The sequence below is a fragment of the Streptomyces sp. NPDC127108 genome, assembly GCF_042677545.1.
In the GTDB taxonomy this organism is placed as follows: Bacteria; Actinomycetota; Actinomycetes; order Streptomycetales; family Streptomycetaceae; genus Streptomyces.
The window spans coordinates 19747-35788 of the sequence record NZ_JBHXTE010000060.1 but is presented as its reverse complement, the minus strand read 5'-3'; the positions used below and the strand labels follow the sequence as shown (position 1 = coordinate 35788).

The window sequence follows — 16042 nt, the reverse complement described above, 5'->3', positions numbered from 1 at the left end:
GGCGGCCATGCGCGGTGGACCTTCGGTTCTTGGGATCGTGCTCGCGGGCGGTGAGGGCAAACGGCTGATGCCCCTGACGGCCGACCGGGCGAAACCGGCGGTGACCTTCGGCGGGACGTACCGCCTCGTCGACTTCGTGCTCTCCAACCTCGTCAACGGCGACATCCTGCGCATCTGCGTCCTCACGCAGTACAAGTCGCACTCCCTGGACCGGCACGTCTCCACCACCTGGCGGATGTCGAGCCTGCTCGGCAACTACGTCACCCCCGTCCCGGCCCAGCAGCGCCTCGGCCCCCGCTGGTACCTGGGCAGCGCCGACGCCATCCTGCAGTCCCTGAACCTCGTGCACGACGAACAGCCCGACTACATCGCGGTGTTCGGCGCCGACCACGTCTACCGCATGGACCCGCGCCAGATGCTGGCCCGGCACATCGAGTCCGGGGCGGGCGTCACGGTCGCCGGGATCAGGGTGCCGCGCGCGGACGCCGCGCAGTTCGGGATCATCACCCCGGCCGGGGACGGCACCCGCGTCGAGGGCTTCCTGGAGAAGCCCGCGAGCCCGCCCGGCCTGCCGGGCTCCCCGAACCAGGTGCTCGCCTCCATGGGCAACTACGTCTTCACGACCAAGGCCCTGGTGGACGCGTTGCAACGGGACGCGGAGGACCCGGACTCCGTGCACGACATGGGCGGCTCGATCCTGCCGTCCCTCACCGAGCGCGGCCTGGCGCAGGTCTACGACTTCGGCGACAACCACGTTCCCGGCGAGACCCCCCGCGACCACGGCTACTGGCGCGACGTCGGCACCCTGGACGCGTACTACGAAGCCCACATGGACCTGATCTCCGACCAGCCCGCCTTCAACCTCGACAACCGCCGCTGGCCCATCTACACCCACTCCGGCCAGCTCCCGCCCGCCAAGTTCTGCGCGGGCGGCATCGCGAGCGAGTCCGTCGTCAGCCCCGGCTGCGTCATCCGCGGCCAGGTCACCCGCTCCGTCCTCTCCCCGGGCGTGAGCGTCGGCGAGGGCGCCGTCGTGCAGGGCTCGGTGCTGCACGACAACGTCCGCGTGGGCCGGGGCGCGGTGGTGCGCGGCGCCGTCCTCGACAAGAACGTCGACGTCCCGCCCGGCGCCACCATCGGCGTGAACCCGGAGCGGGACGAGGAGCTGTACACGGTGTCGACGAGCGGGGTGATCGCCCTGGGCAAGGGACAGCGGGTGATCGTCGAGGGCGCGTCGCCCACGTACCCCTAGAGCACCCGCCGTCTGCGCCCGAGCCAGGTCTGGGCCACCACGACCACGGCCAGGAAGCCGCCGCTGACGACCTGTTGGTAGGCGGAGTCCAGGGAGCCGATCTGGTTGATGACGTTCTGGATGACCTTCAGCAGGAGCACGCCGACGAGGGAGCCGCCGAGGAAGCCGAAGCCGCCGGAGAGCAGGGTGCCGCCGATGACGACCGCGGAGATCGCCTCCAGCTCCATGCCGGAGCCGAGGATGGTCACGCCGGACGCGAGCCAGGCCGCGTTGAGCGCGCCCGCGAGGCCCGCGCACAGTCCGGACAGGGTGTAGACGGCCGTCTTCGTGCGGGCCACGGGCGCGCCCATCAGCGCCGCCGCGTCCTCGTTGCCGCCGACCGCGTACACGTACTGCCCGAAGCGGGTGCGCCGCAGGACCACGGCGCCCGCCACGAAGAGGCCCGCAGTGATCCACACGGGTGCGCCGATCCCGAGCAGCTTGCCCTGGCCGAGGGTCGCGAAGAAGGAGTCCTTGTCGACGAGGTACGTCTTGGAGCCCTCGTCGGTCACGGCAAGGAGGATGCCGCGCGCGCCGAGCAGCGCGGCCAGCGTCACGATGAACGGGGCGAGCCGGGACCGGGCGATCAGCAGGCCGTTCACCAGGCCGATGAGCCCGCACACCGCGAGCGGCAGCAGCAGCGCCACCGTAGTGCCGTACTGCGAGCCCCAGGCCGCGAGCACACCGCCGAGCGCGAACAGTGAGCCCACGGACAGGTCGATGCCGCCGGTGACGATCACGAACGTCATGCCGAGCGCGACGACGGCGAGGAAGGCCGAGGACACCGCCATGTTCTGCATGTTGTCGGTCGTCATGAACGTGTCGAAGGACAGCCAGGCCGCGAGGACGGCGATCACCAGGGTGACCAGGGCGCCGTGCTGCTGGGCCAGCGCGCTGAGGCGCTCCGAGCGCGTCGCGCCGATCGGCTCGTCCTGGGTGACCGTGCCCATGGGCGCCACCGGACTCTCCGTGTCGACCGTCATCGCTTCCCCCTCTCGCGGGCCGCGTACACGGCCAGGACGATCACCACGGCCTGCGCGATCTGCGTCCACGACGGCGGCAGGTCGTGCTTGATGAGGGTGGCCGTGAGCAACTGGATGAGGACGGCGCCCGCCACCGTGCCGCCGACGCGCACGCGGCCGCCGCTGAGGGGGGTGCCGCCGACGACGACCGCGGTGATCGCGGACAGCTCCATCAGATTGCCGAGCGACGTCGGGTCGCTCGCGGTCAGGCGCGCGGTCGCGAGGACGCCCGCGATCGCGGCGAGGGCGCCTGAGCACACGTACACGAGGACGAGCACGCGGCGCACCGGCAGGCCGGCGAGCCTGGCCGCGGGGCGGCTGTCGCCGATCGCGAGCAGCTGGCGGCCGAAGGTCGTGCGGCGCACGACGAACGCCACGAGCAGCGCGAGCGCCACGGCGATGAGCACCAGGTAGGGGATGCCGAGCAGGTCGCCGGAGCCGAGCGAGGCCATGGTCGGGTCGTGGACGTCCTTGAGCTGGGGCAGCAGGACCTGGGCGAGGCCCCGGCCCGCCACCATCAGGGCGAGCGTGGCGACGATCGGCTGGACGCCGATGAAGGCGATGAGCGCCCCGTTCGCCACGCCGACGGCGACTCCGCCGAGCACGGCGACGAGCAGCGCGATCCACATGCCGTAGCCCAGATACAGCGAGAGCAGGGAGGTGGAGAGCGCCATCACCGAGCCGACCGACAGGTCCACGCCCTCGCTGCCGATGGCAAGGGCCATGCCGAGCGCGACGATCAGGACGGGCGCCACCTGGACGGCCTGGGTGCGGAAGTTCTCGGCGGACAGGAAGTGCGGGGTGATGGCGATGTTCACCAGGAGCAGGACGGCGACGCCCAGATGGACGCCGTAGTCCTGGAGCAGGCGCAGGAGGCGGTCGCGGTCGACGCGGGTCCGGCCGCCGAGGCTGAGGTCAGTCATCGTCGCCTCCGGGTGGGGTGGGGGCGGCGGTGGCGGGCGCGGCCGCGATCGCGCGCATCAGCCGGTCCTCGGTCACGGCGTCGCCGGTGAGTTCCTCGATGACCGCGCCGTCCTTGAGGACCACCACGCGGTCGCTGCCCTCGATCAGCTCCTCCACGTCCGAGGAGATGAGCAGTACGCCGAGCCCGTCGTCGGCCAGCTCGTCGATGAGCTTCTGCACCTCGGCCTTCGCGCCGACGTCGATGCCGCGCGTCGGCTCGTCCAGGAGCAGCACCTTCGGGTTCATGGCGAGCCAGCGGGCGAGGAGGACCTTCTGCTGGTTGCCGCCGGAGAGTTCACCGACCCGCTGGTGCGGTCCGGACGCCTTGATGCGCAGGCGCTTCATGAAGGTGTCCACGACGCGGTCGATGCGGGCCTCGTCGACCAGACCGAAGCGGGACAGGCCCGGCAGCGCGGCGAGCGCGATGTTCTCCCGCACCGACAGGCCCGGCACGATGCCCTCGGCCTTGCGGTCCTCGGGCAGCAGGCTGACCCCGGCGCGGATCGCGGCGGGCGTGGAGCCGGTGCGCACGGGCACCCCGGCGACGACCACCCGGCCGGAGTCCGGCGGCAGCGCCCCCGCGATGGCCTTCGCGGTCTCGCTGCGCCCGGAGCCGAGCAGGCCGCCGAGCCCGACGACCTCCCCGGGCCGGATCGCCAGGGACACCCCGCGCAGCTGATGGCGGACCGTCAGTTCCTGTGCCTCCAGGACGGGTCGGGCCTCGGTGTCGTGGCCGCCGGTGAACTTCGTCAGGCCTTCCTCGCGTACGTCGCCGACGTCGCGGCCGAGCATCAGCGAGACGAGCCGCAGCCGGTCGAGGGCGGCGATCGGGCCGCTGTGCACCGACTTGCCGTCCCGCAGCACGGTCACGGTGTCGCAGACCTCGTACAGCTCGTCCAGGCGGTGGCTGACGTAGATCACCGCGATGCCGCGTTCGCGCAGCATCCGGATCACGCCGAACAGGGTGGCCACCTCGCGCGGCTCCAGGGACGAGGTCGGCTCGTCCATGATGACGACGCGCGCGTCGACCGCGACGGCGCGGGCGAGGGCCACCATCTGCTGTGCGCCGACGCCGAGTTCGCGCAGCGGGCGGCGCACGTCGACGCGGACGCCGAGGCCGCCGAGGGCCTGCTCGGCCTCGCGGTGCATCCGGCGGAAGTCGATCAGGCCGAGGCGGCCGCGCGGCTCGCGGCCGAGGAAGAGGTTGCGGGCCACGCTCATCAGCGGGACCAGATTGACTTCCTGGTAGATGGTGGAGATCCCCGCGTGCTGGGCCGCGAGCGGGGTGGCGAACTCCACCTGACTGCCGTCGTAGGTGATGACGCCCGTGTCCTCTCCGGCGGCCGGGTCGGGCCGGTACACGCCGGTGAGGACCTTGATGAGCGTGGACTTCCCGGCGCCGTTCTCCCCGATCAGCGCGTGCACCTCGCCCGCGCGGGCGGTGAAGTCGACGCCGTCCAGGGCCCGTACGCCCGGGAAGGTCTTGCTGAGGCCCGTCACCGAGAGCACGGCGGCCCCCATGACCGGCCGTGTCCCGGACTTCGTCACCGACGGCACGTCAGTACGCCTTGCCGAGGTCCGACTTCGCGTTGTCCTTGGTGTAGGCGCTGTCCTTGATAACGATGTCCTGCGCGACCTTGCCGCCCTTGGTGAAGGTGTCCAGGGTCTGGAAGGCCAGCGGCCCGAAGCGCGGGTTGGACTCGATGACGCCGTCGATCCAGCCGTCGACGATGCCGCGCACGGCGTTCTTCGTGCCGTCGATCGTCACGATCTTCACGTCGCCGGCCTTCTTGCCCGCGCCCTTCAGGGCGCCCACCGCGCCGAGGCCCATCTCGTCGTTCTCGGCGTAGATCCCGTCGATGCCCGGCTTGGACTGGATGAGCTGCTCGGTGACCTGCTGGCCCTTCTCGCGGGCGAACTCGCCGGTCTGCTTGAAGACGACCTTCAGGTCCGGGGCCTTGGCCTTGAGCCGTTCCTGGAAGCCCTTGGTGCGGTCGGTGGTGACGTTGTTGCCCGCCGCGCCGAGGAGGATCGCGATCTCGCCCTTACCGCCGGTCGCCTCGATCATGCGGTCGGCGGCGCGTCTGCCCTGCTCGACGAAGTCCGAGCCGATGAAGCTCACATAGTCCTCGCAGGCGGCCGCGTTGATCTTGCGGTCGATGGTGACGATCGGGATGTGTTTGGCCTTGGCCTGGCGAAGCACCGGCTCCCAGCCGTCGGAGTTCAGCGGGGCGATGACGAGGAGGTCGGCGCCCTTGGCGATGAGGTCCTGGACGTCGCTGATCTGCTTGGAGAACTGCGACTGGGCGTTGGCCGTCAGGAGCTTCACGCCCCGCTTCCCGGCCTCGGCCTTGATGGAGGCGGTCTCGGCGATCCGGAAGGGGTTGGCCTCCTTCTCGGACTGCGAGAAGCCGACCGTCGCGGACTTCAGGTCCAGCTTCTTGGCGCCGTAGTCCCCGATCACGCAGGTCTTGCCGCCCGCGCCGGGGGAGGAGACGACCTGGCCCGCGTCGCCCTCGGCGGCGGACTTCGAGTCGCCGGAGTCGGCGCCGTCGTCCTCCGACTTGGCGCATCCCGTGGCGGTGAGCGCGAGGCTCGCGGCGAGGCCGACGGCGAGCAGGGTGCTGGCCGAGGCGCGGCCCGCGGAACGGCCCGAGGTACGGCGAAGGAAGATGTTCGGCTTCATGGGAGTCCCCAAACGGCACGGCCCCGGCGCACACTGAGAGCGCTCACGGGAAGAACGGGTTTGCGGTCAACTCAGCGGTACGGGGAGCTTTTTACATCGTTGAAAGGACGCTGTAAACCCTCCGCGCACGCCGTCGGCCGCCGGGGAGACCCCGTGACTCACCGGCGCCCGAGCGTGCTCTCCCGCTCCACCAGCCGGAACTCGGCCGAGAGCGTCCGCCCGCCGGGTTCCCCGTCGCCCGCGAGGCTGCGCAGCAGCGAGGCCACCGCGAGCCGGGCGATGGCCTGTTTGTCGGGCGAGATCGTGCTCAGCGTGACCGCGCCGAACTGCCCCTCCGCGATGTCGTCGAAGCCGACCACCGCCACGTCCCACGGCACCCTGAGGCCCCGCTCGTGAAGGACCCGCATCGCCCCGATCGCGACCAGGTCGTTGTACGCGAACACCGCGTCCGGCCGCACCCCGGAGTCCAGCATCCGCGCCATCGCCTTCGCCCCGTCGTCGCGGTTCCAGCCCCCGACCGGCCCCACCAGGGACTCCGGCGCGGGGAGCCCGGCCGCCGTCAGCTCGGCCCGCCAGCCCTGAAGGCGCAGGTGGGCGGGGCGGTTTGCGGAATCCGTGCGGGCCCCGAGGTAGGCGATGGAGCTCCGGCCGCGGCCGATCAGGTGGCCCACCGCGGCGCGCGCGGCGGCGACGTTGTCGATGGCGATGTGGTCGTAGGGCAGGTCGTACTCGCGCTCGCCGAGCAGCACGAGCGGCACGTCGTCGTTGCGGCCGTCGCGGCCGCGCAGGTCCTCCGCCTCCAGCTCCAGCGGGCTGAGGATCAGGCCGTCGATGACGCGGGCCCGGAAGCCCTGGCTGACCAGGACCTCCTGCTCGCGGTCGCCGCGGGTGTGGTCGAGCAGGACGGTGAAGTCGTGCGCGGCGGCGGCGTCGATGACGGCTCCGGCCAGCTCCGCGAAGTAGGGGTTGCCCAGCTCGGGGACGGCGAGCGCGATGATGCCGGTGCGGCCCTTGCGGAGATGACGTGCCGTCAGGTTCGGGCGGTAGCCCAGCTCGTCGATGGCCTGCTGCACCCGGGCCCGCATCGCCGGGGTGACGTGCTGATACTTGTTCACCACGTTCGAGACGGTCTTGATCGAGACGCCCGCGCGTTCCGCGACATCCTTGAGGCTCACCCGCACGTGCCACTCCTCGCGTCGATGTACGCCCCGGCCCCCGGGGCGTTCGGCGGCATGCGCCGCGGCCCTGGACAGCGCGCCCGGAGCCGTGCTGTCATGCCAACTGCCGTTCCTTCCAACGTTGTACAGACTCGTTGTACCGACTGGAGCGACGAGCCGCCACCCTTCCTCGACAAGGAGGATCCGTGCGCCCTAGACGATCCGGAAAGCTCCGGCACCAACTGGCCCTGCTGCTCACCGCCGCCCTGGTGTTCTCGGGCCTCGTCGCCCAGTCCACCGCGACCGCGGCGGGCGACGAGGCACCCGAGGTCCACGGCCTGAAGGGCGAGTACTACACCCAGTCCGCCCCCGGTGCCTTCGACTTCCACGAGCTCAAGGCCACCGGCTTCGACCGGAACATCGACTTCGACACCCTCGAACCCCGGCTGAACCTCGCCACCGGCAGGTCCGACGACGCCACCGTCCGCTGGACGGGCAAGCTCGTCCCGGAGAAGTCCGGCGCCCACACCTTCGCCATGACCGGCGACAACGGCTTCCGGCTCTGGGTCGACGGCAAGCTCGCCATCGACCACTGGGTCGACGACTGGGACCGCGAACAGACCTCCCAGCCGGTCGAGTTGACCGCGGGCAAGGCCTACGACGTCAAGGTCGAGTACTTCGAGCACTACGGCGGCTCCAACCTGCACCTGCGCTGGACCGAGCCCGGCGGCGCCAAGGAGGCCGTGCCGCAGTCCGCGTTCCGCCTCCCCGACGGCTGGGACTACGACGGCGCGACCGACGCCACCGTGCGGAAGGACGGCCGGGCCCTCAGGCTGGAGTTCGTCCAGGAGCTCGCCACGCCCCCCGCCGGTCTCGTCGGCCACCTCGAAGCCGTCATCGGCGGCGCCAAGTGGCCGCTGGATTCGGTCAGGCAGGACCCGGCCGACCCGCGCGTCCTGCTCGTCACCCTCAAGCAGCCCGTCGTCGGCAACAAGACCGGCACCGCCCGCGGCACCGCCGATCTGCGCTACGACGGCAAGGGCGGCCTGACCGGCACCGACGGCAAACAGGTCGGCGCGTTCTGGAGCAGCGGCGGAAACAAGTCCACGTACGAACTGCGCTCCAAGTGGGCGGACGACGTCGGCCCCGGCAACGCGCTGCCCGAGTACCCGCGCCCGCAGCTGAAGCGTGCCGACTGGCGCAATCTGAACGGCAGTTGGCAGTTCGCCGCGGCCAAGGAGGGCGAGCGGCCGCCGGTCGGCAAGAAGCTCAAGGAGAAGATCCTCGTCCCCTACCCGGTGGAGTCCCAGCTGTCGGGCCTGCAGCGGCACGAGGACCGCATGTGGTACCGCCGCACCTTCACCGTCCCCGCCGGCTGGAAGGTCGGCGACCACCGGAACGACCAGCGGCTCAAGCTGAACTTCGGCGCCGTCGACTGGCACGCCAAGGTGTACGTGAACGGCACCGAGGTCGCCGAGCACAAGGGCGGCTACGACAAGTTCAGCGCCGACGTCACCGACGCGCTGAAGCCGGGGCGCACCCAGGAGCTGATCGTCGGCGTGCACGACCCGACCGACGCCCCGGGCGGCCCGAACCCGCCGGTCGGCAAGCAGCGCCTGGACCCGTCGGGCATCTGGTACACGCCGTCGTCCGGCATCTGGCAGACGGTGTGGATGGAGCCGGTGGCCCGCGACCACGCCGAATCTCTGAAGATCACCCCCGACGTGAAGACCAGGCAGGTCGCCGTCGAGGCCAAGGGCGTCCGCGCGGGCGTGCCCGTCGAGGCGGTCGCGTACGAGGGCAGGAAGAAGGTCGCCGAGGCGAGCGGCCGCACCGGCGAACCGCTGAGACTCACCCTGAAGAAGCCGCACCTGTGGTCGCCCGACGACCCGTTCCTGTACGACCTCAAGGTCACCGTGGGCGGGAGCAAGCGCGCCGACCGGCTGCAGAGCTACTTCGGGATGCGCTCCATCGCCGTGGAGAAGATCGACGGCACCCCGCGCACCGTGCTCAACGGCAAGCCGATCTTCCTCATGGCCACCCTCGATCAGGGCTTCTGGCCGGACGGCCTGCACACCGCGCCCACCGACGAGGCCCTCGCGTACGACCTGAGGATGCACAAGGAGATGGGCTTCAACTCCGTCCGCAAGCACATCAAGGTGGAGCCCGACCGGTGGTTCTACTGGGCGGACAGGCTGGGCCTGATGGTGTGGCAGGACATGCCGTCGATGCGGGCCGAGCGGAAGCCGGACGCCGCCGCCCGCGCCCAGTTCGAGCACGAGATGAAGCAGATGATCGACGAGCACGGGAACAGCCCGTCCGTCGTCATGTGGGTCACCTTCAACGAGGGCTGGGGCCAGTACGACCAGGGCCGCATCGCCGAACAGGCCAAGGCCTGGGACCCCACGCGCCTGGTCAACGGCATGTCGGGGCTCAACCTGGGCGCCGACGGCGGCAAGGGCGACCTCATGGACGAGCACGGCTACCCGAGCCCGGCCCTGCCGCCCAGACCGGACGGCCGGCGGGCCCTGATCAACGGGGAGTACGGCGGCCTCGGACTCGCGGTGCCCGGGCACGCCTGGTCCGTGCAGCAGAGCTACGTCGACGTGGACCCGGCGAAGTACACGGAGGAGTACCTCGGCAAGCTCCGCGAGGTGCGCGCCCTCGCCTGCAAGGGCGGCAACGGCGCCGTCTACACCCAGATCTCCGACGTCGAAGGGGAGTTGAACGGACTGCTCACCTATGACCGCAAGGTCGTCAAGCCCGACGTGCCACGGCTGCGCGCCGCGCACGAGTCCCTGATCGAGGACGCCTCGCAGGCGCCCGTGCGGGGCTGCGCCTGACGGACCGATGTGCTCCGGCCCGTCCGTGGGGGACGGGCCGGGGCGCATCCCTGTGCGCGGAGCCGTTCCCGGAGCCGCGTCCGGGCCGCCAGGACGCCACTCGCGCACCACCCATCCCGCACCACCCTTGACGAGTACACGTACGCGCCCGAAGAATGAGCGCGCCCGATGCAGTGACAACGTTGTCCAAGGAGGCGTTCCCACCCATGAGATGGACCCACCGGCTGCGCGGCGCGGGGACGGCGGTGGTGGCGACCGCGCTCCTCGGCGGCGCCCTCACCATCCCGTCGGCCGACGCCGCCCCGCGCGGCGAGCGCCTGACCGACCTGGTCAACCCGTTCATCGGCACCGAGAACGAGGGCAACACCTACCCGGGCGCCGCCGTGCCCTTCGGCATGGTGCAGCTCTCGCCCGACACCGGCCACAACACCGGCTACGACCACTCCGACACGCACATCCGGGGCTTCTCCGCCGTGCACCTGTCCGGCGTGGGCTGCGGCCTCGGCGGGGACCTGCCGGTCCTGCCGACGACCGGGGACGTGACGGAGACCGACTACGCGAAGTACGCCGCCGAGTTCAGCCACGACACGGAGACGGCGCGCCCCGGCTACTACAAGGTCGGCCTGAAGTCCGGCATCGGCGCCGAGCTGACCGCGACCGAGCGCACCGGCGTGCAGCGCTACACCTTCCCGGCCACCGACAAGGCCAACGTCCTCATCAACGCGGGCCAGTCCCTGCACAAGACCGTCGGCACCGACGTCGAGATCCTCGACCGCCGCACCGTCCGCACGAAGATCACCGGAAGCGGCTTCTGCCAGGACACCAAGCCGTACACCCTCTACACCGTCACCCGCTTCGACCGGCCCTTCACGTCGGCCGGCACCTGGAAGGGCGGCACGGTCACCGCGGGCTCCCGGAAGTCCTCGGCCGACGCCGAGCGCAACGGCGCTTACCTGCGCTTCGACACCTCCAAGGACCGCACCGTCGAGGCGACGACCGCGCTGTCCTACGTCGACGCGAAGGGCGCCGCGCTCAACCTCCGTGCGGAGGGCGGGCGTTCGTTCGGCCGCGTCGAGCACGCGGCGCGCGCGAAGTGGGAGGACCGGCTCGACGACGTGCGCGCCCAGGGCGGCGACAAGACGCTGCGGCGCACCTTCTACTCGTCCCTGTACCGCTCGTTCCTCGCGCCGAACATCGGCAGCGACGTCGACGGCCGCTACACCGGCTGGGACCAGAGGACCCATGTCGCCAAGGGGTTCACTTACTACCAGAACTGGTCCCTGTGGGACACCTACCGCACCCAGGCCCAGCTCCTCGCGCTGCTCGCCCCGCGCGAGTCCCGCGACATGGCCCTGTCGGTCCTCAGGATCGACGCGGAGAGCGGCTGGCTGCCCAAGTGGGGCTACGGCACCGTCGAGACGAACATCATGACCGGCGACCCGGTGACGCCGTTCCTCACCAACGCCTACCAGCAGGGCCTGCTCAAGGGGCACGAGGAGGAGGCGTACCGGGCGCTGAGGAAGAACGCCGACGGGGTGCCGCCCGCCGACTCGGCTCCGGTGGGCCGCGAGGCCAACAAGGAGTACATCGCCGAGGGCTTCGCGCCCTACGTCAAGGGCCGCCCGCACGCCAAGCCGGGGGACTCGGACTACGACCACGGCGCGTCCGCCACGCTGGAGTACGCCCTGTCGGACGCGATGCTCGGGCAGATGGCGCGCGAGCTCGGGCACGAGAAGGACGCGGAGCGCTATGCGGCGCGGGCGCAGAACTACCGGAAGATCTTCGACGGTTCGACCGGGTTCTTCCGGGCGCGGGACAAGGCCGGGGCGTTCACCGGGCCCGCCGATCCGGCCAAGAGCGAGGGCTTCCACGAGGGCACGTCCTGGCAGTACCAGTGGCTGGTGCCGCAGGACCTGCCCGGCATGGTGGACCTGATCGGCGGCAAGCAGGCCACGAACGGCCGTCTGGACTCCTTCTTCGCCTACGACCAGCTCCTGAAGGACCCGGCGAAGACCGCCCGCGAGGTGTGGGTCAACGGCCCGTACGACTACTACAACGCGGACAAGTACAACCCGCAGAACGAGCCCGACCTGATCGCTCCGTACACGTATCTGTCCACCGGGCAGCCGTGGAAGACGACGGACGTGGTGCACGCCGCGCTGACGCTCTTCACGGACACCCCGACCGGCATGACCGGCAACGACGACCTCGGCACCATGTCCGCCTGGAACGTGCTCTCGTCCATCGGGATCTTCCCGGTGCAGCCGGGCACCGACACCTGGGGCCTGTCGACGCCGGTCTTCGAGCGGGTCGACCTCAGCCTGGACCGCCGCTACTACCCGCGCGGACGGTTCACGGTGAAGGCGCCGGGCACGTCGCCGGAGCGGCGGTACGTGCGGTCGGTGAGCGCCGACGGCGCGGACTACGGGCGGACGTATCTGCGCACCGGTGACATCCGCGGGCTGCGGGAGCTGTCGTTCACCGTCGGGGACAAGCCCTCGGAGTGGGGAACGTCACCCGCGGCGGCGCCGCCGGTGGTGAGGTGACCGTCCGCGCGCGGTGGGCGGGGCGCCACTGACGTCTCACGAGGCCCGTCCTTCCCGGCGGTTTCCGGGAAGGGCGGGCCTTAATCTGTTGTTAACTGTGCGTAGCTAGATCGTACTTGACCGTAATTGTCGGTGGGTGATTGGCTGCTGGCTCCCGTTGTTGACTATCGACACGAGAGCGAGTCATGACCTCTGAGAGCTCGGACCTGCTCGCCCCCCTCGACCTCGCCTTCTGGAGCATCGAGTCCGCCGAGCACCCCATGCACCTGGGGGCGCTCGGTGTCTTCGCGGCCGACTCACCGTCCGCCGCCGCGCACGCCGCCGACCTGCTCGCCGCCCGCGCCCCCACGGTGCCGGGCCTGGGCATGCGGATACGGCACGTGCTGCTGCCTCCCGGCGGCGCCGAGCGCAAGCCCGCGCCCGGCTTCGACCCGCTGGACCACGTGCACCTGGCCCCGCCCGCGGCCGACTTCCACGCGGCGGCGGGCGCCCTCATGCAGCGGCCGCTCGACCGGGACCGGCCGCCGTGGGAGGCGCACGTCCTGCCCGCCGCCGACGGGGCGTCGTTCGCGGTCCTGTTCAAGTTCCATCACGCGCTCGCCGACGGGCTGCGTGCCCTCACCCTCGCCGCCGGGGTCATGGACCCGATGGAACTCCCGCCCGCGCGCGAACCCCGCCCCGTCGCCGGGGCGTCGCCGTGGTGGCAGGCCCTCGACCCGCGGCGGCTGCCCGACGCCGTCGGCTCCGCCCTCTCCGGGGCCCGCTCCGCCGCCGGTGACGTCGGCCGCGCGCTCGACATCGGCGTGTCCGTGGCGCGGGCGACCTGGGGCGTGCAGTCCTGCGACGCCCTCACCTCCCGGCCCACCGGCACCCGCCAGACCGCGGGCGTCGCCCTGGACCTGGACGACGTGCACCGGGTGCGCAAGGCCGCCGGGGGCACCGTCAACGACGTCCTGATCGCCGTGGTCGCCGGGGCGCTGCGGCGCTGGCTGGACGAGCGGGGCGACAGCAGCGAGGGCGTCGTGCCGCGCGCGCTCGTCCCCGTCTCGCGGCGCCGCCCGCGCACGGCCCACCCGCAGGGCAACCGCCTCTCCGGCTATCTGGTGCGGCTGCCCGTCGACGACCCCGACCCGCTGGCCCGGCTGCGGGCGGTGCGCACCGCCATGGACCGCAACAAGGACGCGGGCCCCGCCCGCGGCGCGGGCGCCGTCGCGCTGCTCGCCGACCACGTGCTCCCGATCGGCCACCGCGTCGGCGGCCCCGCCGTGGCGCACGCGGCCCGGCTGCTCTTCGACATCCTCGTCACCAGCGTGCCGCTGCCCAGCCTCGGCCTGCGCCTGGCGGGCTGCCCGCTCACCGAGGTCTACCCCTTCGCCCCGCTGGCCCGCGGCCACGCGCTCGCCGTCGCCGTCTCCACGTACCGGGGCCGCGTCCACTACGGCCTGGTCGCCGACGCCGCCGCGGTGCCGGACCTGGACCTCCTCGCGCGGTCACTCGGTGCCGAACTGGCCGCGCTCGTGGCGGTGTGCGAGCGCGCACAGGGGGTGGCGGGCGACCGTTCGGGTTTGGTACCGGGCGCCCGGCCTACGTAAAGTTCCGCTTTTGGAGCTTCCGCGGTCACCTCAGACGAGCCGCGGCACGAGTGCGGTGAGGAACGACAGCGGCCATGACGGTGACAGAGGACAGCCAGCAGCAGGGTGCCGGCGCCGTTGCGTACGGCCGCGGGGGCGACCAGGGGCACGAGGGGCCCGAGGCCGCCGCGGGGGACCTCGGTCCGTTCGGCCCGGGCATCGACCCCGAGCGGCTCGCCGTCTGCCTCAGCGTCCTCGACGAGCTGGACCAGCTGGACGTCGACCACCCCGACGCGATCACCGTGCGCCGCGCCACCGCCGGGATCTACCGCACCGTGAAGCAGCGCCGCCGCCAGGAGCGCAGGGCCGCGAAGACCGCCCACGACAAGGCCGTCACCGAGTCCACCGCCACCGGCTCCGCGCAGCGCATCGACGACGAGACGGAGGGCATCCTGCCGTCCTCCGTCACCGAGGCCGGCCAGATCGCGGGGATACTCCAGCGCCCCCGCTCCTGCTACACCTGCAAGAAGCGGTACGTGGAAGTCGACTACTTCTACCACCAGCTCTGCCAGGACTGCGCCGCCGAGAACCGCGCCAAGCGCGACGCCCGCGCCGACCTCGCCGGCAAGCGCGCCCTGCTCACCGGCGGCCGCGCCAAGATCGGCATGTACATCGCGCTGCGGCTGCTTCGCGACGGCGCGCACACCACCATCACGACCCGCTTCCCCAAGGACGCCATCCGCCGCTTCAAGGCCATGGACGACTCGGCGGAGTGGATGCACCGCCTGGAGGTCGTCGGCATCGACCTGCGCGACCCCGCGCAGGTGGTCGGCCTGGCCGAGCAGGTCACCGAGCAGGGCCCGCTCGACATCCTCATCAACAACGCGACGCAGACCGTGCGCCGCCTGCCCTCCGCCTACGCCGCCCTCGTCGAGGGCGAGAACGCCCCGCTGCCCGCCGGGGAACTGCCCGCCCACCACGTGATCGGCGCCTTCAACTCCGGCGCGGTCGGCGAGCTCGGCGGCCCTGCCGCGCTGCCCGTCGGCGTCAGCGGCCTGGACGCGCAGCAGGTCGCCGACCTCGCCCTGGTCGCGGGCAACGCCAGCGTCGAGCGGCACCTGCAGGGCACCGCCATCGACGCGGGCGGACTGGTGCCGGACGTCGTCGACACCAACACCTGGGTGCAGACCATCGAACAGATCTCCCCGGTGGAGCTGCTCGAGACCCAGCTGTGCAACTACACCGCGCCCTTCATCCTCATCAGCCACCTGCGGCCGATGATGGCCGAGGCCGCGAAGAAGGCGGCGAGCGGACGCGCCTACGTCGTGAACGTCTCCGCGATGGAAGGCGTCTTCGGCCGCGGCTACAAGGGTGCCGGGCACCCGAACACCAACGCCGCCAAGGCCGCGATGAACATGGTGACGCGCACCAGCGGCCAGGAGATGTTCGAGGCCGACGGCATCCTCATGACCTCGGTCGACACCGGCTGGATCACCGACGAGCGTCCCCATCACGACAAGCTGCGCCTGGCCGAGGAGGGCTTCCACGCCCCGCTCGACCTGGTCGACGGCGCCGCCCGGGTGTACGACCCGGTGGTGCGCGGCGAGGCGGGCGAGGACCTGTACGGGGTGTTCCTGAAGGACTACAAGCCCGGCAAGTGGTAGCCGCGGCGCGGGCCGGGATGCCGCGCGAGTAGAGCCGGGATGCCTCGCAGGTAGAGCCGGGATGCCTCGCGAATAAGGCATGTCCGAAATCCCCCCTTTGCTTTGGCGCCATCGAGCAGACCCCCGCTCATTTGGTTAACCTAGGGCGAACGGGCGGCCACGCGACGCACACCAGCGCCGCTACGCCGCCCCGGGACAGGCTGCGACCCGCTGCCGCGATCCCGCCCGGACACGGCGCCACCGCGACCGAGAAGACAGCGCAGTAAGCGCAGCCATCGTTCTTCCGTTACGCGACACAA

At 71.6% G+C, this 16042-nt stretch carries 10 protein-coding genes; 5 read left to right on the top strand and 5 right to left on the bottom strand.

Translation table 11 applies throughout. From position 1 onward, the window contains the following. Positions 1-7: 7 nt before the first annotated feature. Complete coding sequence (glgC, locus tag ACFVHO_RS36040; protein WP_385724330.1) at positions 8-1252, top strand: glucose-1-phosphate adenylyltransferase; 1245 nt, start codon at positions 8-10, stop codon at positions 1250-1252. Here the strand turns inward: glgC and ACFVHO_RS36035 are convergent. The 5 genes from ACFVHO_RS36035 to ACFVHO_RS36015 form a co-directional block, all read right to left on the bottom strand. Beyond that, positions 1249-2274: an ABC transporter permease gene (locus tag ACFVHO_RS36035; protein WP_385724327.1), complete on the bottom strand. Its 1026-nt coding sequence runs from the start codon at positions 2272-2274 to the stop codon at positions 1249-1251. The genes glgC and ACFVHO_RS36035 overlap by 4 nt on opposite strands. Continuing rightward, positions 2271-3236: an ABC transporter permease gene (locus ACFVHO_RS36030; RefSeq protein ID WP_385724324.1), complete on the bottom strand. Its 966-nt coding sequence runs from the start codon at positions 3234-3236 to the stop codon at positions 2271-2273. The genes ACFVHO_RS36035 and ACFVHO_RS36030 overlap by 4 nt, the downstream gene beginning before the upstream one ends. Continuing rightward, complete coding sequence (locus tag ACFVHO_RS36025) at positions 3229-4785, bottom strand: sugar ABC transporter ATP-binding protein (protein WP_385724375.1); 1557 nt, start codon at positions 4783-4785, stop codon at positions 3229-3231. Before ACFVHO_RS36025 ends, ACFVHO_RS36030 begins: the two co-directional genes overlap by 8 nt. Before the next feature lie 49 nt (positions 4786-4834). Further along, positions 4835-5962 carry an ABC transporter substrate-binding protein gene (locus ACFVHO_RS36020; RefSeq protein WP_385724321.1) on the bottom strand — a complete coding sequence of 376 codons (1128 nt, stop codon included), beginning with the start codon at positions 5960-5962 and terminating at the stop codon, positions 4835-4837. A gap of 158 nt (positions 5963-6120) precedes the next feature. Continuing rightward, a complete protein-coding gene (locus tag ACFVHO_RS36015; RefSeq protein ID WP_385724319.1) occupies positions 6121-7143 on the bottom strand; it encodes a LacI family DNA-binding transcriptional regulator in 1023 nt (340 codons plus the stop codon). A 182-nt stretch (positions 7144-7325) separates the two neighbouring features. On the opposite strand from ACFVHO_RS36015, the gene ACFVHO_RS36010 reads away from it, so the two are divergent. From ACFVHO_RS36010 to ACFVHO_RS35995, 4 genes are all read left to right on the top strand, one after another. Beyond that, entirely contained in the window at positions 7326-9962 is a 2637-nt protein-coding gene (locus tag ACFVHO_RS36010) for a PA14 domain-containing protein (protein ID WP_385724316.1), read from the top strand. Between the two features lie 206 nt (positions 9963-10168). Next, complete coding sequence (locus ACFVHO_RS36005) at positions 10169-12508, top strand: GH92 family glycosyl hydrolase (RefSeq protein ID WP_385724314.1); 2340 nt, start codon at positions 10169-10171, stop codon at positions 12506-12508. A 185-nt stretch (positions 12509-12693) separates the two neighbouring features. Beyond that, the gene (locus ACFVHO_RS36000) at positions 12694-14100 is read left to right on the top strand and encodes a wax ester/triacylglycerol synthase family O-acyltransferase (RefSeq protein ID WP_385724313.1); all 1407 of its coding nucleotides are present in this window, start codon (positions 12694-12696) and stop codon (positions 14098-14100) included. 74 nt (positions 14101-14174) lie between these two features. Next, the gene (locus ACFVHO_RS35995) at positions 14175-15743 is read left to right on the top strand and encodes an SDR family NAD(P)-dependent oxidoreductase (RefSeq protein ID WP_385724310.1); all 1569 of its coding nucleotides are present in this window, start codon (positions 14175-14177) and stop codon (positions 15741-15743) included. Positions 15744-16042: the final 299 nt, after the last annotated feature.

Coding starts and splice junctions, on each gene's coding strand:
- glgC (WP_385724330.1), top strand. CDS start 8: ATGCGCGGTGGACCTTCGGTTCTTGGGATCGTGCTCGCGGGCGGTGAG.
- ACFVHO_RS35995 (WP_385724310.1), top strand. CDS start 14,175: ATGACGGTGACAGAGGACAGCCAGCAGCAGGGTGCCGGCGCCGTTGCG.
- ACFVHO_RS36000 (WP_385724313.1), top strand. CDS start 12,694: ATGACCTCTGAGAGCTCGGACCTGCTCGCCCCCCTCGACCTCGCCTTC.
- ACFVHO_RS36030 (WP_385724324.1), bottom strand. CDS start 3,236: ATGACTGACCTCAGCCTCGGCGGCCGGACCCGCGTCGACCGCGACCGC.
- ACFVHO_RS36035 (WP_385724327.1), bottom strand. CDS start 2,274: ATGACGGTCGACACGGAGAGTCCGGTGGCGCCCATGGGCACGGTCACC.
- ACFVHO_RS36005 (WP_385724314.1), top strand. CDS start 10,169: ATGAGATGGACCCACCGGCTGCGCGGCGCGGGGACGGCGGTGGTGGCG.
- ACFVHO_RS36020 (WP_385724321.1), bottom strand. CDS start 5,962: ATGAAGCCGAACATCTTCCTTCGCCGTACCTCGGGCCGTTCCGCGGGC.